This is a genomic window from Flavobacterium ardleyense (genome assembly GCF_042686085.1).
In the GTDB taxonomy this organism is placed as follows: domain Bacteria; phylum Bacteroidota; class Bacteroidia; order Flavobacteriales; family Flavobacteriaceae; genus Flavobacterium; species Flavobacterium ardleyense.
In genome coordinates this window covers 562,151-582,473 of record NZ_JBHUOL010000018.1, presented here as the reverse complement: position 1 = coordinate 582,473, position 20,323 = coordinate 562,151, and the positions used below count along the sequence as shown (strand labels likewise).

Annotated in this window: 16 protein-coding genes, 1 tRNA gene and 1 pseudogene; 9 read left to right on the top strand and 9 right to left on the bottom strand. The window is 32.7% G+C overall.

Going from position 1 to position 20,323, the window contains the following annotated elements:
• Positions 1-95: 95 nt before the first annotated feature.
• The 6 genes and pseudogenes from ACFSX9_RS12695 to ACFSX9_RS12670 all read left to right on the top strand — a co-directional run bounded on the left by ACFSX9_RS12695 (position 96) and on the right by ACFSX9_RS12670 (position 6,023).
• Positions 96-1,106: a hypothetical protein gene (locus ACFSX9_RS12695; protein ID WP_379808219.1), complete on the top strand. Its 1,011-nt coding sequence runs from the start codon at positions 96-98 to the stop codon at positions 1,104-1,106.
• Positions 1,107-1,217: 111 nt separating this feature from the next.
• On the top strand, positions 1,218-2,306 hold the full coding sequence (locus ACFSX9_RS12690; RefSeq protein WP_379808217.1) for a DUF695 domain-containing protein: 1,089 nt from the start codon (positions 1,218-1,220) through the stop codon (positions 2,304-2,306).
• Between the two features lie 319 nt (positions 2,307-2,625).
• A pseudogene (locus tag ACFSX9_RS12685) lies at positions 2,626-3,636 on the top strand (glycosyl hydrolase family 8); the annotation flags it as partial.
• Positions 3,637-3,639: 3 nt separating this feature from the next.
• Positions 3,640-3,942: a T9SS type A sorting domain-containing protein gene (locus ACFSX9_RS12680; protein WP_379808341.1), complete on the top strand. Its 303-nt coding sequence runs from the start codon at positions 3,640-3,642 to the stop codon at positions 3,940-3,942.
• A gap of 619 nt (positions 3,943-4,561) precedes the next feature.
• On the top strand, positions 4,562-4,927 hold the full coding sequence (locus tag ACFSX9_RS12675) for a hypothetical protein (RefSeq protein WP_379808215.1): 366 nt from the start codon (positions 4,562-4,564) through the stop codon (positions 4,925-4,927).
• 7 nt (positions 4,928-4,934) lie between these two features.
• Positions 4,935-6,023, top strand: a complete 1,089-nt coding sequence (locus ACFSX9_RS12670) for an HNH endonuclease (protein ID WP_379808213.1) — start codon at positions 4,935-4,937, stop codon at positions 6,021-6,023.
• Positions 6,024-6,286: 263 nt separating this feature from the next.
• On the opposite strand, the gene ACFSX9_RS12665 is transcribed toward ACFSX9_RS12670, so the two are convergent.
• From ACFSX9_RS12665 to ACFSX9_RS12650, 4 genes are read right to left on the bottom strand one after another with little or no spacing between them, the layout of a single operon-like run.
• Positions 6,287-7,687: an efflux transporter outer membrane subunit gene (locus tag ACFSX9_RS12665; protein WP_379808211.1), complete on the bottom strand. Its 1,401-nt coding sequence runs from the start codon at positions 7,685-7,687 to the stop codon at positions 6,287-6,289.
• Positions 7,684-10,848: an efflux RND transporter permease subunit gene (locus ACFSX9_RS12660; protein WP_379808209.1), complete on the bottom strand. Its 3,165-nt coding sequence runs from the start codon at positions 10,846-10,848 to the stop codon at positions 7,684-7,686. Before ACFSX9_RS12660 ends, ACFSX9_RS12665 begins: the two co-directional genes overlap by 4 nt.
• An 8-nt stretch (positions 10,849-10,856) precedes the next feature.
• Complete coding sequence (locus ACFSX9_RS12655) at positions 10,857-11,999, bottom strand: efflux RND transporter periplasmic adaptor subunit (RefSeq protein WP_379808207.1); 1,143 nt, start codon at positions 11,997-11,999, stop codon at positions 10,857-10,859.
• 13 nt (positions 12,000-12,012) lie between these two features.
• On the bottom strand, positions 12,013-12,504 hold the full coding sequence (locus ACFSX9_RS12650) for a GbsR/MarR family transcriptional regulator (protein WP_379808205.1): 492 nt from the start codon (positions 12,502-12,504) through the stop codon (positions 12,013-12,015).
• A 221-nt stretch (positions 12,505-12,725) separates the two neighbouring features.
• On the opposite strand from ACFSX9_RS12650, the gene bilR reads away from it, so the two are divergent.
• Both bilR and ACFSX9_RS12640 read left to right on the top strand, forming a co-directional pair.
• Positions 12,726-14,645 carry a bilirubin reductase, long form gene (bilR, locus tag ACFSX9_RS12645; protein ID WP_379808203.1) on the top strand — a complete coding sequence of 640 codons (1,920 nt, stop codon included), beginning with the start codon at positions 12,726-12,728 and terminating at the stop codon, positions 14,643-14,645.
• Between the two features lie 187 nt (positions 14,646-14,832).
• Positions 14,833-15,399, top strand: coding sequence for a hypothetical protein (locus ACFSX9_RS12640; protein ID WP_379808201.1), 567 nt, complete (start codon positions 14,833-14,835; stop codon positions 15,397-15,399).
• A 99-nt stretch (positions 15,400-15,498) separates the two neighbouring features.
• Here ACFSX9_RS12640 and ACFSX9_RS12635 read toward each other — a convergent pair.
• Positions 15,499-15,572 (bottom strand) — tRNA-Arg (locus ACFSX9_RS12635).
• A 71-nt stretch (positions 15,573-15,643) separates the two neighbouring features.
• On the opposite strand from ACFSX9_RS12635, the gene ACFSX9_RS12630 reads away from it, so the two are divergent.
• Positions 15,644-16,156 (top strand): adenine phosphoribosyltransferase, encoded by a 513-nt coding sequence (locus tag ACFSX9_RS12630; RefSeq protein WP_379808199.1) that lies wholly within the window; start codon positions 15,644-15,646, stop codon positions 16,154-16,156.
• Here the strand turns inward: ACFSX9_RS12630 and ACFSX9_RS12625 are convergent.
• The 4 genes from ACFSX9_RS12625 to ACFSX9_RS12610 all read right to left on the bottom strand — a co-directional run bounded on the left by ACFSX9_RS12625 (position 16,153) and on the right by ACFSX9_RS12610 (position 20,267).
• Complete coding sequence (locus tag ACFSX9_RS12625; protein WP_322550710.1) at positions 16,153-16,293, bottom strand: SsrA-binding protein; 141 nt, start codon at positions 16,291-16,293, stop codon at positions 16,153-16,155. The two genes, ACFSX9_RS12630 and ACFSX9_RS12625, sit on opposite strands and share 4 nt — an antisense overlap.
• Positions 16,294-16,356: 63 nt before the next feature.
• Positions 16,357-18,561, bottom strand: coding sequence for a M56 family metallopeptidase (locus tag ACFSX9_RS12620; protein ID WP_379808197.1), 2,205 nt, complete (start codon positions 18,559-18,561; stop codon positions 16,357-16,359).
• A gap of 2 nt (positions 18,562-18,563) precedes the next feature.
• Complete coding sequence (locus tag ACFSX9_RS12615) at positions 18,564-18,923, bottom strand: BlaI/MecI/CopY family transcriptional regulator (RefSeq protein WP_379808195.1); 360 nt, start codon at positions 18,921-18,923, stop codon at positions 18,564-18,566.
• Between the two features lie 96 nt (positions 18,924-19,019).
• Positions 19,020-20,267, bottom strand: coding sequence for an MFS transporter (locus ACFSX9_RS12610; protein WP_379808193.1), 1,248 nt, complete (start codon positions 20,265-20,267; stop codon positions 19,020-19,022).
• Positions 20,268-20,323: the final 56 nt, after the last annotated feature.

Below are 20,323 nucleotides of genomic sequence, written 5' to 3'. Positions count from 1 at the left end.
AACTAATGTTAATTTCAAGAGATTTGCGAACATCATGAAAGCTTTGGAACGTTAGTAAAACTTCGGGCATATATAATTATAAAACATCGTCTACAATGAAAAGTACTTGCTATTTATTAATCTTACTTGTTTCAGTTCAACTTAGTAGTTGTAAAAAAAAAGAATCAACTATTGTGGTGGCAAATAATCTTCAAGATGTAAGACTCACGGATACAATTCCTAATGAGGATAATATTGAAGATGAAATTCGAATAAAGTACGGCGATTTAATTATCTATCCACTGAATAGCTATGAAAAAGTCACCAATAAATCTACTGGTTTTATTCCCTTAACGGATATTTTTCCTTGGAGCGAACATAAAGATTCAATAGCTATTGCAGATGAATATTTAGGTAATAATGAAATAGGAGAATTTCATACTTTAAGCGAAAAATACAGAACTCGTTTTTTCAAACTTATGAAGATTAAAGAGACGGATAAAGTATTTATTTACAATTACCGTTTAGATTCTATTTATACTTTTCAAGTTAAAGAATTACCTCTTTTAGCTCATATTTCGCTTTATGGAGCGGAAGCGCCAATACATCCGGATGATTATCTAATCGGTTTCGATTTGGAAAATAAATTGTCTATAAAAGATATGGGCGTTTATTATGATGCTTTGGTTTATGTAGGCAGTGAAAATCCATTTAACCAAGGTAAGATAAAACCCATTATTTGGAAGAAAATCCCAACTAATCAGTTTCCAAAAGAAGTGAAAAGTGAAAAAATTGACGCTACAAAAATCAGTAAACTTTATAAGTTCCAAATTAATAATTTGGACTATTATTTACTGAATGATAATCATTTAGTCATAGTGGAAAGTGCTAATAAAAAAATAATTTTGGAAGAGATATTTGTAGAAGGAGAATCTGCATCGTCCGCACCACTTAGTTTTGATGATGTTGTAAATGAAAGTTTACCTGAACAATGGACTGGAGATTTATTTAAAAATAAGCCACCTGTTTTTTTTGGATTCCTATATCAATCTTTTGGCTGTAGCGCTATAAATTTCATTGAAAAGCCTTACAATAGTATTTACTTACATTGTGATAACAGACATTAATAAGACTTTGAAATTGATTGTTTTTTAAAAATTAGTAACTTCATCCCAAATGACAAATCCTATAATAGTCGCGCGAGATATTACCTAACAACACATAACAAATTAAAATAAATGAGTTTTTTAAAAAATATATTTGGAAATAAGAAGGAACAAATTAATTCTTATGAAGAATTTTGGGACTGGTTCAAGCAAAATCAGAAATCATTTTATGAAATTGTAAAAAGTCGTAAAAATATCGAAAGGGATTTTTTCGATAAACTTTCGCCTAAACTAGCTGAACTGAAAGAAGGTTATTTTTTTCTAACAGGAATGTTTGATGACAATACGGCGGAACTGATTTTAACTGCAGATGGAAATGCTAAAAATGTAGTTTTTGTAGAAGAGCTTGTAAATGATGCACCACAAATTGAAGGTTGGAAAATAACAGCGCATAAAAGACCTGTGGATATTGATAATTTAGCCATCAACATGGGGGATTATAGTTTTAGTGCTGACAATCTTTATTTTTATGCCAATGATAATGCAGCCTATCCAGATGAAATTGATATCAAGGTAGTTCATGATGATTTAAATGAAGAGAATAGAAACGAAGTTGCAAATGGAACCTATATTTTCTTAGATAATTACTTAGGTGAAATCGACTTTTTAACAACTATTGATAATTTAAAAATAATTGGTAAGAAAGAGGTTGAAAAAGAGCTTGTTCCTATTTCAAAATTAAAAGATTTTCTAAATTGGCGTCAAAAGGAATTTATTGAAAAATATGAAGGTATTCGTTATGATACTGAGCATGATTCTTTTTCATTGCTTGAAGCCGAGTTGAAAAGCGGTAATAAGTTATTAGCCGTTGTTAATACCGAATTGCTAAACTGGGACAGTAAAGCTTCGCACCCTTGGGTTTGTATTATAATATTTAAATTCGATGGAAAGGAAACAAACGGAATGCCTAATGATCACGACTATAAATTACTCAATGAAATTGAAGATGAAATGTTGGAACAATTAAAAGATAAAGAAGGTAATTTGAATATTGGAAGACAAACAGCAGAAAGTGAACGAGAATTATATTTCGCTTGTAATGATTTTAGAAAAGCATCAAAAGTATTTTATGAATTTCAATTAAAATACAAAGATAAATTTGAAATAGAAATTGATATTTTTAAAGATAAATATTGGCAATCTTATGAGAAATTCACATAAGATAGTAATTCTAAATCAGCATTTTTTTGGTATATAAAATGCTGATTTCGTGTTTGTTATATTCAATTTATGTTTTTTGTCTTTTTTATTTTATTTTGAAATTACTATCAAAATGAATTTTTGGAATAGTAAAGAAAAATGTCCTGCTAGTTATAGAAACTAAAAATTCTAATTTGTGAAATGGTGTATTTTGTAGTACTATTGTAAAAATATTACATCCCAATGAACACTATTCACTTAGAAATGAAAAAATCATTCATAGCACTGATTTTTTTTAGTTTCCACATTTTCTTATGCACAGACAAAACCATTTCCTGCAAATGTTGCTTATGGTAATGGCTTAGTTGCGGTTAAAAAAAACAGTCAAGACGCCTTAAACAGTTATGATATTTGGAAAACAAATTTCGTAGAAGCATGTGCTAATGGGCGCTTTCGCGTTAAGTTTGATGCAAGTACTCAGACAGTTTCAGAAGGAATTGCATACGGAATGCTTTTAACGGCTTACAAGGGAGACAAAACTACTTTTGACGGCTTGTGGTTGTATTATAAGGACAATAGAAATGCGCGCGGCGTTATGAATTGGAAAATCAATGGCTGCTCTGGAACAATTGGTGAAAATGGTGCGACTGACGCAGAATTAGATGTGGCAATGGCATTAATTGTTGCAGATTATCAATGGGGAACTAATAGTGTTTCATCTTACCGAACGGATGCAGAATCTTTAATAGCGATAATTAAACAATATGAGGTTGAAGCAAATACATTTGTTTTAAAACCTGGAGATATGTTTGGAGGTAGTTCCTTAACGAATCCTTCTTATTTTGCACCGGGATATTATCGTGCTTTTGGAACGTTTACAAACGATGTGGCTTATTGGAACGCTGTTTCTAGTAAATCGTACGAAATAATTAATGCTAATTTAACTCAAAATAATGTCGCTGGAGGTTTGGTGTCAGATTGGTGCCAAGCAGACGGCTCCTATTCTAGTCAAGCAGGAGGTTATGCTAATAACGGACAGAAATATACTTATGATGCGGCTCGTACTCCTTGGAGAATTGCAGTTGATTATTTATGGTATGGATCGGCAGAAGCAAAAAGCTATTCAAAAAAATGTTCTGATTTTGTGCGTGTAAATTTGGGAGGAACTGCAAACATTGTAGATGGTTATAATCAAGATGGAAGTCCTTCAGGACAATATCACAACGCTACATTTGTTGGTGCCTTTGCTTGCGCTGCAACTGCGGGTGAAAATCAAGCACACATGAATGCGTCTTATGACGATTTAAAAAATTTAAACGAACCTAATAGTTACTTCAATCATACGCTAAAAACAATGTATCAGTTTTTACTAACCGGAAACTTTTATTTACCTCCTACAGCTGCATTAGCAACAGATGATTTTGCAACCAGTGAAAATGCAATTAAAGTATATCCTAATCCTAGCAGTTCGAATTTTACGGTGGAATCGCCTATGAATTCAAATTTTAAAGTAATGAATGCGATGGGGCAATTGATTCAAATAGCAAAAGATACAAGCACATTTATAATTAACATGGAGTCACAAGCAACTGGTATTTATTTCTTAGAAGTTAATTGCAATGGAACGCTACAGTACAAGAAATTACTGCTAAACTAATTTTCCTTCAAAGCATTTAGCTAAAAATGTAATTTCGTGTTTTACTTCGTATTGAAGTAGCACACGAAATTTACTCTTACCGTTTGGGCTGTTTTTTTAAAATTCCATGAATAATTTAAAATAGGATAAGTATATGTTTTGATTTTCATATAATAAATACGTTGAAAAGGAAGAAATAAAGTTACAGTAAATGGGATAAAATTGATTAGATTGATGTTTGTTCTCCACACGAAATATTATCTTTTTAAAAATATGCAGTTGCTAGGTTATTCACCTCATGTAACTTTAAAAAAAGAAAACGATCCAGAAAAATGAACGGTAAATTTATTTAAAAATAAATCGTTTGTATTTTTTGTAATTACCTATGAATCATTTGGTTGCACAAGCATAAATTTCATCGCAAATACAAGTAATAGTATTTATTTACATTGTGTTAATAGGTATTAGAATCTTTTTTGAGATCATGTTTACTAATTATATATAATTACTTTGAATTTTTTTTATAAATATTTATGAATTTAAATTGTTGACTTTCGTATATTTATTAGTTGGCAGACATTTTACCCGAAGTAGGTAAAATTCATAACATAATAATTCAGTTAACTAATAAATATTTACAATGAATTCTAACAATTTACAAGAAAAATACTTTAATGCTCTAACCGAAAATTATTCGTTACATTGTCAGAATGGAGGCGACTATTTGAGCTTTAAAAATATTTTGAGTTTCGATTTTTTTCACAAAGCAGATGATTTAATTATAAATGAAGTAATTGTAAATTGGTGTTTTCGTGAAACAATTATTGAATTTTGGGATGAAAAATTAATTTCTGATTTACTTTTAATTGTTAATGAAGAAAATTTAAGAATAAATAAGTTCGATAAAGAAGATGTCAATAAATCGCCATTTATTTATTATTATTTTGAAAATTATTTTGATTTTATCGAAGCAAAAGACAAATTTTTAAAAGTGTTTGAAAATTAAAATTTGTATGAAAAAAAGTGAAGTATATTGGTGGCCATATATTGTAATAAGCATTTACGTTGTTATACCAATTGTCGCAATAACGACAGAATCTTTTACAATTGTTTATTTACTTTTAATTCCAATTATTTTTAAAGTAGTTTATACAATTGCAATATTACTACGTCCTTTCCTAAAAAATCAAAATAGAAAAAATCATGATATTGAAATTAAATCAATTAGTAATTTTAATTTTAAACTTCTCAATTTAAGTGAAGAATATTGGGGTAATTTAAGTCAAATTAGAAAAAAAGAATTAATTAAAGACTATAATATAAAAATTCAAGATAAGATTAGGGGTTCTGATGTCATTAGTAAAATAGAAGAAGTAATTACAAATCAGAAGTGTAAAACTATGAATAGTCGTAGAAAAAACCCAAAAGTTAAAAATGAGGAAGAAGACTTACTAATTATAGGCGATATTATAAAAGAAGCAAAATCTGAGGCTTATACAATTTGGCAATCATTTACAGAAGTAGAAAAAACCAGAAAAATAAAAAATGAAAATGCAAGACTAATTAGAATTGAAGTAAAAGAAAAATTAGAAAAAATTGAATACAATACAAAGAAAATTGAAGATGAAAAAAGAAGAGTAAAAAAAGAAGAGGAGTTGGAAAATAGAAAAAGAATACAATTTGAAATTGAAAGACAAAATAAAATTGTTGCAGACAAAAAAGAGATTGAAAAAATTAAAAATAATGAAAAAATTAAAAATAAAGTAAGAAAGGAACAGTATATCAAAGATTCAATTCGTAGAAAAATATTAGAACAAGAACAACGAAAAACATACGAGTCTGAAGTAATACAAGAATTACTGGATGCAGGCTTGATTGATAATAATCATTACTCAGGCAAACATGAAAGAGAATCAATTCCAACTAATGTAAAAGTAGCAGTTTGGAAAAGAGACAAAGAGAAATGTGTAAATTGTTTTAGCAATTCAAAATTAGAATTTGACCATATAATCCCTGTTTCAAAGGGAGGTGCAAATACAATAAAAAATATTCAACTTTTATGCCTAAGTTGCAATAGGAAAAAAGGGAGTAAAATAATCTAAAAAACATCTGCCAACATGGGTGACCGTTGCACACCATCATTTTAAATCAAATTTCCTGATAAAAGTAATAAAACCAACCACATTTAAAGACATTTAAGCGAGTTTGGTTTTTATGTTTTGTGTCGTTTTTATAAAAGTTGAAGTGCTTAAAAAGACTGTGATTTTAGTAAACTATAGTTCTTTAAACCACAAAAAAAAACCACTAAGTATTTCTACTCAGTGGCTTTCAAAACAAAAAACAAAACTTAACTTTCTTTTCTAATTTATTGCCATCCTCCTCCAAGTGCTCTATACAATTGGATAATGGCTTTATATTGTTGAAATTTATTATCTACTAAACTCAATTCTGCGTTTAAAGCATCATTTTTAGAAGTTAAAACTTCCAAGTAATTTGCTAAACCATACGTCAATAATTCATCTGAAAATTCAGAAGCTTTCTTAAGTGCATCGACTTGTTTTTCTCTAACCGTAAGTTTATAAGTCTCGTTATTGTATTGCGCTAACGCATCTGAAACTTCTTTTCCAGCGGTTAATAACGATTGTTCAAACTGTAAATAAGCTTTTTCCTGATTGGCTTTCGCTATTTCGAATTTCGTTTTCACTTGACGTTGATTAAATATCGGTTGGGTCAAACCCGTAATGATATTCGCGAAAAGTGAATTTGCACTAAACCATTCTTTCAAATCAATACTCTGAAGTCCGCCTGAAGCTGTAAGTTTAAAAGTGGGATAAAAGCCACTTCTTGCCACATTTGTCATTTCGAAATTCGTAATCAAATTGTATTCCGCAGCAACAACATCAGGTCTGTTTCTCAACAAATTTGCAGGAACACCCAACGTGATATTCGGTTGCATCGTTTGTGATTCAAAAGTGTTACGTTCAATTTTAGTGGAAGCTTCGCCTAATAAAACACTCATCGTATTCTCTAGGAAAATAAGGTTGTTTTTTAAATCGGCAATAATCAATTCCGTTGCATATTTCTGTGCTTCGGTTTGTTTTACACCAACTTCTGTAACATTTCCGGCTGTTTTCAAAGCTAAAATAGTCTCAATACTTTGATCTCTGTTGACTAAAGTTTTTTCAGCCACTTTAATTTGAGCATCTACAGAAAGTAATTGGTAGTAAGTCGAAGCAATAGTAGCAATCAATTGCGTTTTTATCGTTTGGTTTACTGCTGTTGTTTGCAAAAATGATGCATTAGCAGCACGTTTGTTACTTCTGATTTTTCCCCATATATCTGCTTCCCAAGATAAATTTCCTGCTAGTTGATATTGGTCGGTGCTTCGGTCTGAAAGCAATGCTCCAAATTGACTGTTTTTAGACAATTCTTGATGCGTCCAATCGGCACCAGCAGAAAGAGTTGGGAAATAACCTGCTTTTCCTTGTTTCATAGTCGCTTCAGCAGCCACTAAGTTTTGCATTGCAATTCGGATGTCTAAGTTGTTTTGCAGTCCTTTCTTAATGTAGCCTTGCAAAAGTGGATCGGTAAACACCTGATCCCAAGACACATTTCCTAGTGAAGTAGTGTCAGTTGCTACTACTTCATTTCGGTATAAATTTTCTGTTTTTAATTCAGGTCGTTTGTATTCTTTGGCAACAAAACACGATTGCATCATTGTTGCGGTGATTACTAAAAGCGCGCCTTTATATAGTTTATTTTTCATTTTCTTGTTTTAAAAAATGGTACGTCATCTTCTTTTTCTTCAAATGGTTTTCCCGAAATTCTTTCTTGTAAGCTTTGGAAAATGATGAACAAAATTGGAATAACGAATACTCCTAAAATAGTTCCTACTAACATTCCTCCAACAGCTCCCATTCCGATAGAACGGTTACCTACGGCTCCCACTCCTGACGAAAATGCTAACGGCAATAATCCGAAGATAAAAGCTAATGATGTCATTAAAATTGGACGTAAACGTGCTTTTGCTCCTTCAATGGAAGCGGCGACAAGATCCATTCCATTTCGACGTCTTTGTATCGCAAACTCCACAATCAAAATCGCATTCTTGGCGAGCAGTCCAATTAACATAATCAGGGCGACTTGGAAATAAATATTATTTTCTAATCCCGCTAATTTTACAAATCCAATCGCACCAGCAATTCCTACAGGAAGAGAAAGTAATACCGAAAGTGGTACTAAATAACTTTCATACTGTGCACTCAATAAGAAGTAAACAAAGATTAAACTCAATAAGAATACACCAATTGCTTGACTTCCGGCTAAAATTTCTTCACGAGTCATTCCTGAAAATTCATAGGTATAACTTTTTGGTAAATGTTCGGCTGCTACTTCTTGAATCGCTTTAATGGCGTCTCCAGAACTGTAACCAGGTTTCGCTTTACCAGTCACGTTAACTGCTTTAAGCATATTAAATCGAGCTACAGCTTCCGGTCCATAAATTCTTTCAAAATCTACAAATTGGCTGATGGCTACTTGTTGTCCGGCTGCGTTCTTAATATATATCTTATTAATTGATTCTAAATTTTCACGATCCGATGCTTTTGCTTGAATCATTACACGGTATTGTTTCCCGAATTTATTGAAATCCGTCGTATACAATCCACCATAATAACCTTGCATCGTATTGAAAATATCGGTTACCGATACGCCAGCATCTTTAGCTTTTTCCACATTAATATCCATTTGATATTGTGGGAAATTCGGGTTGAAGTTGGTAATTGCGTATTGAATTTCAGGTCTTTTCATTAATTCGCCTAAGAATTCATTACTTACTTTACTCATCGTAGCCCAATCGTCATCACCTTTATCTTGTATTTTTAGTTCGAAACCATCTGCTGATCCAAAACCTTGTACACTTGGAGGTGTGAAAAATAATGCTTTTGCATCTTTGAAATGTGCTGTTCTTGCAAATAATTCACCAACTACTGCGTCAACTGATTGATTTGCTTCTTTACGGTCGCCCCAATCTTTCAATCGAATTACTGTAAAGGCATAAGAACCTCCATTTACTCCATTTAATAAACTGAAACCAACAACGTTCATTCTTGCTTCAATAATATCCATTGAGGCTAAAATTGAATCCAATTCTTTAACTGCTTTTTGCGTTTTCTCTAACGTTGTTCCCGGAGGAAGCGTTAAATCTCCCATAATAATTCCACGGTCTTCATTCGGAATAAATCCAGAAGGTGTAGTTTGGAATAATAAGAAAGTGATTCCTGTAAAAGCTAATAAACCTACAACTGTAATCCATTTTTTTCTAGCTAAGAATCCAAGAGACTTAACATATTTATTGTTCATTCGGTCAAAACCTGCGTTGAACGCGATGAAGAATTTCTCTTTAAAGTTTTTCTTACTATGATCTGAATCTGCGTGAGGTTTTAAAAACAAAGCACATAAAGCTGGACTTAAAGTCAAAGCATTAACTGCCGAAATTAAAATAGCAATAGCTAAAGTAATCGCGAATTGTTTGTAAAATACTCCAGAAGGTCCGCCTAAGAATGAAACTGGGATAAATACCGCTGCCATTACTAAGGTAATCGAAATAATTGCTCCCGTAATTTCACTCATTGCAGAGTGGGTAGCTTCTTTTCCAGATTTGGCACCTTCATCAAGCTTGGCGTGGACGGCCTCGACGACGACAATCGCATCATCGACGACAATTCCAATTGCTAAAATCATCGCGAAAAGCGTCAACATATTGATAGAGAAACCAAATATTTGTAGGAAGAAAAATGTTCCAACAATAGCTACTGGTACTGCAATAGCAGGAATTAAAGTCGATCTAAAATCTTGCAAGAAGATGTAAACTACTAAGAATACTAGTAAAAACGCTTCAATCAAAGTTGTAATCACTTTACTAATAGATGCATCTAAAAACGTTTTAGTATTGTAAGGAATTACATAATCTACTCCATCAGGGAAAGATGGTTTTGTCTCATTAAGAATACTTACAACTTCGTCAATAATATCTTGAGCATTAGAACCAGAAGTTTGGAATACACCTACAGCAACACCTTCTTTACCCATGGCGATATTCTTAGTTCCGTAGTTAAACGCATCTAATTCTACCGTTGCAACATCCTTAAGGTGTAAGAAATTTCCATTTCCTGTAGCTTTTACAACAATGTTTTCGTAATCTTTCACTTCAGACAGACGTCCTTTGTATTTGATTACATATTCGTAAACACCTTCTGCATTTTCTCCAAATTTACCTGGAGCTGCTTCTACGTTTTGTTCTTGTAAAGCCGCTTGAATATCTTTTGGTGTTAAGTTATATGTTGCCATTTTTGCAGGATCAATCCAAATTCTCATTGAATAATCTTTCGCCCCAAAAACGTTAACTTGTCCTACACCTTTTACACGTTGTAATTTCGGTACAAGGTTGATTTTTGCATAATTCTGAATATACGTTTCATCATAAATGTCATTATTAGAATACAAAGCAAAAAACATCAAAGCACTCGTCTGACTTTTTACGGTTGTAACACCAGTTTGCACTACAGCTTGAGGCAATTTTGAAGTAGCACGAGCTACTCTGTTTTGCACGTTTACAGCAGCTAAATCAGCGTCAACTCCTAATTCGAAGTAAACCGAAATTTTAGCCGAACCGTCATTTGCGGCAGAAGAAGTCATATAAGTCATACCTTCTACGCCGTTAATTTCTTCTTCTAGTGGAATAACCACACTATTTAATACGGTTTCAGCATTTGCACCTGTATAAGTTGCACTAACTTGAACAGTTGGAGGCGCAATTTCTGGGTATTGTTCTACTGGTAATGACATCAATCCTAAAACACCTAAAATGGTAATTAAGATGGAGATTACGGTGGAGAGAACGGGTCTCTCAATGAATATTTTTAACATCTTGATTCTTATTTGTTAGCAGTTGTAGTTTTTGGTTGTACCGAATCTTTAGCAATAACTTCAACTTTTTCAGGAGTAGCCGTTTTTGACTGAGGTGCAATTACCATATCATCTTTCAATTTCGAAGTTCCTTCAATTACTACAACTTCACCATTCGAAAGTCCAGAAGTAACAATAAAATTCAAATCAGAAGTTCCATTGGTTTCAATGATTCTAGATTTTACTTTATTTTCTTTATCAACTACATAAACGATTTGTTTTCCTTGTACTTCAAAAACAGCATTTTGTGGCACAACAATAATATCTTTACTTACTATTGGTAAACGAATAACACCGCTACTTCCGCTTCTTAAGATTCCTTGTGGGTTTGTGAATTCTGCTCTAAACTCGGTTGTACCAGTAGTAGCATTCATCAAACCGTTGATAGCCGTAATTTTTCCTTTTTGATCATATTCTGAATTGTCTACTAAAAGCAATGATACTTCAGGAACAACTTTTAATTTCTCTGCTGTAGTTGCACCGTTAAAAGTTTTACTAAAAAACAGCAATTGTTTCTCATTCATAGTGAAATAAGCACGAATGTTTTTAGTGTCTGAAACTGTAGTTAATGGCATTTCACTTGCAGGATTTACTAAACTTCCTGCTTTATACGGTAAACTTCCAACAACACCATTTACTGGAGAATATATTGTTCCGTAGCCAATGTTTGCTGCAATACTTCCGTAAGCACTTTTAGCCTGAGCCAATCTTGCTTTTGCCGTTTCTAGTTGAACACTACTTATAATTTGACGTTCTACAAGTGGCTTTAAACGATCAACTTCAACCTGCGCCGCTTGAACCATTGCTTTTGCAGCTGATCCATCTTGGTTTAGGGTTTGTGTTTCTAATTTAAATAAGATTTGGCCTTTTTTTACAACTTGACCTTCATCAACATAAATTTTTTCAATAAATCCATTAACTTTTGAACGAATCTCAACGTTTTGTTGTCCTTCAATACGTGCTGTATATTCTTGATATACTGTTGCATCTTGCGTTGTTACTGTTTGAACCGGGAAAGGTGCTGGACCTTGAGGTGGTGCTTGTTGTTCATTTTTTCCACAAGAGGAAATAACAAGTAAAACAGCTAGTATGGGAACTAATTTTTTCATCATTTTGTTAATTTTATTATTGTTTGTTTATGGTTTCTGTTTCTTTGAATTCGGCTATTGTTCTTACTATTAAATCTTCGACTTGTTCTAAATGGGTTTTATAGAATTGAGCATTGTCTAAGCTAAATTGTTCTTCAGAGCAAGAAACTGTTTTTTCTCTGTAATGAATCATTTTATCAATTATCAGCTGTTCTGATTTTAGCATTTTAAGATAACTGGACAAACGATCACTCAAAGGTGCTGGCTTGTAATATTTTTTTCGATCACCTGCAATTGTGAAGTAAGTGATTTTCTCCATTTTAAGGAGTAGATTCAAATTTGTAGAAATGGAACTTTTACTAGCACCTAATTTCTCTATTAAATTTTCGAATGTTAATCCGGTTCTGCAACCGTCTACAATTAAAATTCCTAAGATTCTTCCCGCTAAGGGTGAAATCTCAAATACAGACTCAAAGTGAATACCGAACATCTCGATTATTTCTTCTCTTTCTTTATGTGTCGATTCCATTATTTTTTTTACAAAGATACAACTGGTTCGCAAAGTACCGAACCAACAGAACTTAAATTTTTGTTAATTATATTTTTGAGCTAGAAAAAGGTGTCAGCTTTGTAGGAAATAAGCTTTATAATGAGCTACATAGGTTTTATGAGTGCCGCGGAAAATGATTTATGTCATTTCGGTCGTGCTTTTCAAGCTGTAATTTTACAAATCATTTGAGAATAAATATTATGAAAATACTAGAACCAATCACCGTCGGAGGCATTTTGTTTAAGAATCGCATTATGTTTCCGCCACTTACTACCGGATATGAAGACAAGGACGGAAGCATCACTTCGCAGAGTCGAGCTTTTTATACGCGATTGGCAAAAGGTGGTGTGGGTTATATTGTTCTTGGTGATGTGGCTCCGATTCGAAGTTTTGCACCTACGCCTAAGCTTTTTGAAGACAGTCAGATCGAAAGTTTTCGTTTACTTGCCGATAGTATTCATCTGTATGGAGCAAAATTAGGAATTCAAATCTTTCATCCGGAATATGATTGTGAAGCTTTAAATACCTTGTTTGACAATGGTAAAATGGAGCAAGTGCGAACAAGATTACATCACGATATGCAGTTTTTCGTCAATGAAGTGACAGAAGAATCTTTACTTAAGATTATCGAAAAAATGTGTGATTGTGCAATTCGTGCTGAAAAAGCGGGTGTTGATGTAATTCAAATTCACGGAGATCGATTAGTTGGAGCACTTTGTAGTACAAAAATGAACAGCCGAACCGATAAATTTGGTGGTTCTTTAGAAAATCGTACGCGTTTTGCATTACTATTAGTTGATGCTTTGAAAAAAGCAGTTCCGAATATGATTTTGGAATATAAATTTCCGGTTGTAACGCCAGAACGAGGAAAAGGCGGTATCGATGAGGTTGATGCACCGCAATTTGCAAAATGGCTTGAAGAAGCAGGAATCGATATGTTACACGTTGCACAGGCAAATCATACAGGGAATTTGGCAGACACAATTCCACCAATGGGTGTTCAACCTTATTGCTTTTTTGTTGATATTGCTGGAGTTGTGAAGAATGCGGTTTCAATTCCTGTTAGTGCTGTGGGTCGAATTATTGATCCAGAAATGGCAGAAGGCGTACTTGAAAGCGGAAAAGCAGATATGATTGGACTTGGTCGTGCATTATTAGCCGATCCGGATTGGATAAATAAAACAGTTGCAGGGAAAGCTTGTGATATTCGACGTTGTATTTCTTGCAATAGAGGTTGTACTGATAATATCCAAAATCGAGCTTTTGTGGCGTGCGTTCTGAATGCTGAAAACGGATTTGAAGAAACTCGAAGTGTTACACCTGCTTTGGTAAATAAAAAAGTGATAATAATTGGTGGTGGTCCTGCGGGATTAGAAGCAGCTCGAGTAGCAGCAAAAAAAGGACATAATGTAACCTTGTTCGAAAAAGAAAATAGGCTGGGAGGCCAACTGAATATTGCTGATGTGCCACCTCGAAAAAGAGAAATGTATCGAGCTGTTCAAGATCTTGTAAGAGCAGTAGAAGTGGAAGGTGTTTCTATAAAATTAGGGCAAACTGCAACTATTCAAAATATTATAGATTTATCTCCCGATGCAGTAATTGTCGCGGTTGGTGCTTCAAGTTTTACACCAACATTATCAGGAGTTGAAGGACAAAACGTTTGTGATGCTTGGAAAATTCTTTCGGGCGAACAAAAAGTGCAAGGTCGTGTTGCTGTAATTGGAGGCGGTTTGGTAGGTTGTGAAACGGCTGAATATTTAGCAGAACAAGGATGTAAAGTCACTTTAATTGAAATGGAAGATACGATTGCGGATGGTGTTAGCAGTACGGTTTTACCAACGTTATTAGAGAACTATCGCACTTATGGAGTTGAGGTTTTTACAGGACATACAGTAAAAAGCATTAAAGTTGACGAATTGATCTGTGAAAATAAAGAAAACGACGAGGTAAGAATTGCTTGTGATTATGTAGTTTTAGCTATTGGTGCTCGTCCAACAAAATTTGATATTTCCGAACTAACTAAAAATAATATTGAAGTAGTGAAAGTCGGGGATTGTAGCGAAGTTGCTGATATTTCGCACGCGATAAAAACAGGATATGACGCCGCTAATGCACTTTAATATTCTGGTTTAAACATTTTTATAAATAAAAACAGAAATAAAATAATTTCACTTGAGGTTATTTTATTTCTGGTACTTGTTGAATTACTCTTTTATTTTCAACTAAATTTGCGTACTTTATGAAGGTCTTTTATTTTTATAAAAAGCCGAAAGCATTCAAACCCCCAAATTAGTAGCCTAAATAAAATTGAAAAATAAACTTAAAATCACTTGGTTTGGTGAGGGAATCGAATACCGGAAACTAGAACTTCCTGTTGCTACTTTGCAGAGATGGGAAGTAGTTGCTGGCGATTACAAAAAGGAATTTCCGGCAATAATTATAGATCCGTTTTTTTTCTTAAAACTAAAAGAAGAAAATTGGGACAGTTTAGAAGTAGTTCCTTATGTTGAAACTATAGTTTTATTGCCAACTCCTAAAAACCAAATTGAAATATGGTTTAAAAAGAAGAAAATTGCCAAATTAAGAATTCAGGATGTACTAAGTCAGCAAACACTATTTCCTTTATTTAAAAATAATTTTAAACCTTTTGAATTAGAAAAGGGATTACATATCAAGCAAAAAACAATTGGACAAATTGCCAGTTTTGAGATTTTGCTAGATTTTGATTTCATTACTTTTGAAGATATTGAATTTCAATTTGTTAAAATCGATGACTTAGATGTTTTACAAGGTTTGCATATAAAAGGTGTTATCATACCTTTTAAGAAAAAAGACAGCAATGTAGTTAGTCAAGATGCTTTGGTAATTGGATGATATTCTATGTTTTTTTAATAGTTTAACAAGAATCTATATGTTTTAAAATCAAAAAAACCCTAAAATATTGGTTTACAATATATTAGGGTTTTAATTTTGTGACCTCGACTGGATTCAAACCAGTAACCTTCTCAGCCGTAATGAGATGCGCTATTCAGTTGCGCCACGAGGCCTTCAATGCGGGTGCAAATATAGGAATAAATGTGTACATTGCAAGTCTAAACTAAAAATAATAATAAAAAAAATGAACTTACAAGACTATATCCGTGATATTCAGGATTTTCCAAAAGAAGGAATTGGCTTCAAAGATATTACACCTTTATTAATTTCGCCCGAAGCCACTAATTTTTGTTTAGAAACATTAGTAAAAACACTTGAAAATATAAAAATTGATAAAGTAGTAGGAGTAGAGAGTCGTGGTTTTTTCTTCGGTACTTTAATAGCACAAAAACTAAATGCTGGTTTTGTTCCTGTAAGAAAACCTAAAAAGTTACCTTATGAAACGATCAGTGCTTCGTATGAATTAGAATATGGTAGGGATACCTTAGAAATGCACATTGACGCCATTCAAAAAGGAGATAAGGTGTTGATTCACGATGATGTTTTAGCCACTGGAGGAACCGCAAAAGCAGTTTGTGAATTGGTTGAGCAATTAGGCGGTGAAATCATCCAAATGAACTTCATTATGGAGTTGGCATTTTTAAACGGAAGAGAAAAATTAGGAACACGACCAATTTTTGCGGCCTTAACGTATTAATCTAGGCTGTTAACGGTGACCCAATAACGATAAGCAATAATTGCTTTTTGCCAATTTTTTGCATAAATAGGATTCAAACCTTGCTTGGTGAAACTTGGTAAAATGATTTTATTAATCTTGGCCAAAACTTTAAACATTGCTATTTTTTTTGCAAATATAGTAAAATAATAAATCCCGAAGTTTTTCGGGATTTATTTGTGTTATTTGGTTATTGAAGTTAATTTTATTTTTTTTCTTTCTTCAATGATTTTTTTTCTTTCTTCAACACGAATTTCTATTTCTTCTTTACTAAATTTAGAATTTTGTAGCGCTTTTATTTCTCTTTCTTTTCTAGAAAGTTCCATATTCTTTCTTCTTTCAGTTCGGCTAGCAATTTCTTCCTTACTAATTTTAGAATTTTTTTGCGTTTCTATTTCTCTTTCTTTTCTAGAAAGTTCCATATTAGTTCTTCTTTCAGTTCGGCTAGCAATTTCTTCTTCACTAAGTTTAGAATTTTTTTGCGTTTCTATTTCTCTTTCTTTTCTAGAAAGTTCCATATTAGTTCTTCTTTCAGTTCGGCTAGCAATTTCTTCTTCACTAAGTTTAGAATTTTGTTGAGCTTGTATTTCTCTCTGCTTATTGGAAGTTGCCAATTCCTCTTGAATATTTACTTTCGATTTTCCAGACGATAAGGTTTTTCCATTCATTTCAATGCTGTAAGTTCCACCAATTTCAAAAACTCCATTTTTCCCCTTTTCTCCGTATTTTTCTATGCCTTTCTCTTCGTTTAATGTTGCTAAGTAATCGGCTTTTATATTTGCACCAGGTGGTATTTCACTTGAAGGATATTCTTTACCGTTGATAATTAATAATCGGTTCGCCTCAGGTTTTAAAATTTCTTTTGCATTAAATTCCTCAGTACTACTTCCGCTAAGAATTCTCTCTTTAACGGTTTCAACTTCATAATATATTTTCTCTTTATCCGCTTTTTGCTTGTATTTTTTTTCAAATTCTGCAGGCATTATTTCTTTCATATCGCCAAGTTCTTCATTAAATGGAATTTTTACTTTTTCAGTTGCACCTTTAATTTTTCCATTGATGATTAGCACAACATCTTCTCCATTCTTTTTCATATTGTCGAAACTCCAATACGTTTGGTTTTTATCTGATTCATAGCCTTCAATCGATATAGCTTCTAAATCATCAACTTCAATGGCTTCAACAACTTTCGCATCAGTAATGTCTTCAAAACCAAAGGTTTTCTCGTCCTTATTATCTTTATCTACATAAACTCTAATATTAGTAATTGGATTTGTAGATTTACGTTCAAAAACACGCACGTAGGTTCTACCCAAATCAAAAACTAATTTAATAGCAATAATTTCGTTGTTTTTGTTTCGTTCCACTTGTGAAATAAGCAGCTTATGATTTTCTCCTGAAAATGTTTTCTCTAATTCTTTTAATTCTTTATCGCTTGTGTTTTTAGTCACTATTGAGGAATAACTTGTTGAAACGGCATAACTTGCTGTTTTGAGTTTACTTTCCTTCACTTGAGCAACTGTTTTTACTTGAAATAATAACATAAAACCTACTAATGCAGGAAGTATAAAAGCATACTTCCAAACATTCTTTTGATGGGATTGATTTGTGTGTAACATAACGATTCGTTTTTTGATTAATGATTGATAAAATTGATTGGTAATACTTAAATTGTGTTGATTAGTCACAACTTTTAATAAGGTTATTTGATAGTCATATTTGTTTTCGATCTGTTCGAAGCTCAACTTATCCGCGATAAATTCAAGATTTTGTAAAATGGCTTTTCGATACAACCATATAATTGGGTTGACCCAAAGTAAAGCACAGAATAACTTGGAAAGTAAGACATCCAACGAATGTTTTTGCGCTACGTGAATGCTTTCGTGCGTTAAAATATGTTGCAATTCATTTTCCGAAAATCGATTTTTATTAATCACAATATAGTTGAAAAATGAAAAGGGATTTTCACTAGAAGTGGATTCAACTAAGGAATAATTAGTTAACTTTTGAATGTTTTGTGTTCTGAGTGTTTTAAAAAATGATAATAATTCAATACCAATTTTCAACACGATTAAGAGACTTACAATTCCATAAATGCTATGCAGAACTAAAGACCAATCAAAATGCGTTTCTTGAACACCTGTAATTACTTCGAAATTCTGACTCACTATGTTTTCAGTATAAAATTCAGGCATCGGAGTAGGCTCTACCAAAATAGTTTTAGTAAAAGTCAACAATGGCAATGTGACCGAAATAAATAATCCGGCCAATAAAAACCATCGATTAGAGGTAAAGAATGTTTCTTTTCGTAAAAATAAAACATACAGCAAGTAGAACAAAATCAAAAGTCCGTTTACTTTCGCGAAATAAATTAGGTAGCTTTCCATATTTATTTCTTCTGTTCGATTAAAGCCAAAATTTCACGAAGTTCTGATGCCGAAATTTTCTCTTCTTCAGCGAAGTAAGAAACTAAATTTTTATAAGAACTATCGAAATAATTATCAATAGCCGTTGACATAAATGCTTTACGATACTCTTCAATCTTTACAATAGGAAAGTATTGGTGCGTTTTTCCATAGGCAGTATAACCCACATATTCTTTCTCTTCAAGATTTCTAACAATGGTAGAAAGTGTGTTGTAATGCGGTTTATCTTCCGTAATTTCCTCTAAGATATCTTTTACAAAAGCTTTTTTTAGCTTCCATAAAATGTGCATTATCTCTTCTTCTTTGTTGGTTAACTTTTGCATAGCTTATTTATGTTATTCTAAATTATCGAATAACAAACGTATAACTATATTTTTAGTTATACAACTATTTATGTAGTTATTTAACTATTTATGTAGTTATTTAACTTCTTTTGTAGTTGATAGGTATCTTGGCGGTTCTTTTTTAACCAATTTGATAACCCAATAAAAGAGTAAAACACCAATAAAACCTAATGTTCCCATAAAAAACCAGTTGCCCTGATAACCATAAGTAGCAATTATTTCCATTCCGGTTTTTGCACTTAAAATATGTGCCATACTAAAACTCATGGTGAAAATTGCCATATAACGGCCTTCGTGACCAATGGGGGCGCGACTCATAGCAAAAGAATTAGAAAAAGGGAAAGCTAGCATTTCGCCAAAAGTCATAAAGAGCATCATAATGACTAAAAAACCTGCCCAGCCATTCCATAGAAGAATGTAAAAACTTCCTGCCATTCCAACGCAACCATAAGCAAGTATTTTTAGTTTGTTGATTTTGTGTTTCTCAATATAGGTCACTATTGGCATTTCTAAGAAGAAGATTAAAAGACCATTTAAAGTCAGCAATAAACCCGATTGAAATTCACTTAAATTGAACTGTTCTTTGTGATAAAGGGGTAAGGTAGTAAACAATTGAAAAAATAAAATACCTGTAATTAAAGTTCCAAAAAGGAAAATCCAAAACGGTACGTCTTTAAAAACGGAATGTGTTAAAACTTCACTCGGATGTTCTTTATCGGTATAAATAGATTTCTTTTTTTCTTTTACTTGCCACCAGAATATTAAGATAGCCAAGATACAACTGGTTCCATCTACCCAAAATAAGCCTTTGTATCCCACGTTCATAATTAACAATCCAGCCATCGCTGGTCCGGCTGCGAAACCTAAATTTACGGCTAATCGTACTAATGTTAACGCTCTAGTTCTGTTTTCGGGTTTGGCATAAGCACCTAAAGAAACAAACATTGCAGGGCGAAACATATCGGCAACCGCCATAATTAAGAATATAGCCAATAATAAGCCGTGGTAAGTTGTAATTGTTTGCAAGACAAAGAATCCAATTCCACTAACTAATAAACTGAAAATCATAATTTTATAAAATCCAATTTTGTCTGACAGTTTGCCGCCAAGCCATGAGCCCACCATTGAACCACAGCCGAAACTTACCATTATCCAGCCGACTTCGCTGTACGTAAAACCCAAATCTTCCTTCAAATATTTCGATAAGAAAGGAAGTACCATTGTTCCGGCACGGTTGATGAATGTGATTAAGGCAAGAATCCAAATTTCGCGAGAAAAACCTCTGAAATTATCTATATATTTGTGGAAGGCTCGTTGTAACATTATGCAAATTTACAAAAGCCAATTTGATTAAAATGTTATAGAAATTATATATTTTT

Excerpts from the sequence above, each read along its gene's own strand:
- ACFSX9_RS12695 (WP_379808219.1), top strand. The coding sequence starts at position 96 with ATGAAAAGTACTTGCTATTTATTAATCTTACTTGTTTCAGTTCAACTT.
- ACFSX9_RS12690 (WP_379808217.1), top strand. The coding sequence starts at position 1,218 with ATGAGTTTTTTAAAAAATATATTTGGAAATAAGAAGGAACAAATTAAT.
- ACFSX9_RS12680 (WP_379808341.1), top strand. The coding sequence starts at position 3,640 with ATGTATCAGTTTTTACTAACCGGAAACTTTTATTTACCTCCTACAGCT.
- ACFSX9_RS12675 (WP_379808215.1), top strand. The coding sequence starts at position 4,562 with ATGAATTCTAACAATTTACAAGAAAAATACTTTAATGCTCTAACCGAA.
- ACFSX9_RS12670 (WP_379808213.1), top strand. The coding sequence starts at position 4,935 with ATGAAAAAAAGTGAAGTATATTGGTGGCCATATATTGTAATAAGCATT.
- ACFSX9_RS12665 (WP_379808211.1), bottom strand. The coding sequence starts at position 7,687 with ATGAAAAATAAACTATATAAAGGCGCGCTTTTAGTAATCACCGCAACA.
- ACFSX9_RS12660 (WP_379808209.1), bottom strand. The coding sequence starts at position 10,848 with ATGTTAAAAATATTCATTGAGAGACCCGTTCTCTCCACCGTAATCTCC.
- ACFSX9_RS12655 (WP_379808207.1), bottom strand. The coding sequence starts at position 11,999 with ATGATGAAAAAATTAGTTCCCATACTAGCTGTTTTACTTGTTATTTCC.
- ACFSX9_RS12650 (WP_379808205.1), bottom strand. The coding sequence starts at position 12,504 with ATGGAATCGACACATAAAGAAAGAGAAGAAATAATCGAGATGTTCGGT.
- bilR (WP_379808203.1), top strand. The coding sequence starts at position 12,726 with ATGAAAATACTAGAACCAATCACCGTCGGAGGCATTTTGTTTAAGAAT.
- ACFSX9_RS12630 (WP_379808199.1), top strand. The coding sequence starts at position 15,644 with ATGAACTTACAAGACTATATCCGTGATATTCAGGATTTTCCAAAAGAA.
- ACFSX9_RS12625 (WP_322550710.1), bottom strand. The coding sequence starts at position 16,293 with ATGTTTAAAGTTTTGGCCAAGATTAATAAAATCATTTTACCAAGTTTC.
- ACFSX9_RS12620 (WP_379808197.1), bottom strand. The coding sequence starts at position 18,561 with ATGGAAAGCTACCTAATTTATTTCGCGAAAGTAAACGGACTTTTGATT.
- ACFSX9_RS12615 (WP_379808195.1), bottom strand. The coding sequence starts at position 18,923 with ATGCAAAAGTTAACCAACAAAGAAGAAGAGATAATGCACATTTTATGG.
- ACFSX9_RS12610 (WP_379808193.1), bottom strand. The coding sequence starts at position 20,267 with ATGTTACAACGAGCCTTCCACAAATATATAGATAATTTCAGAGGTTTT.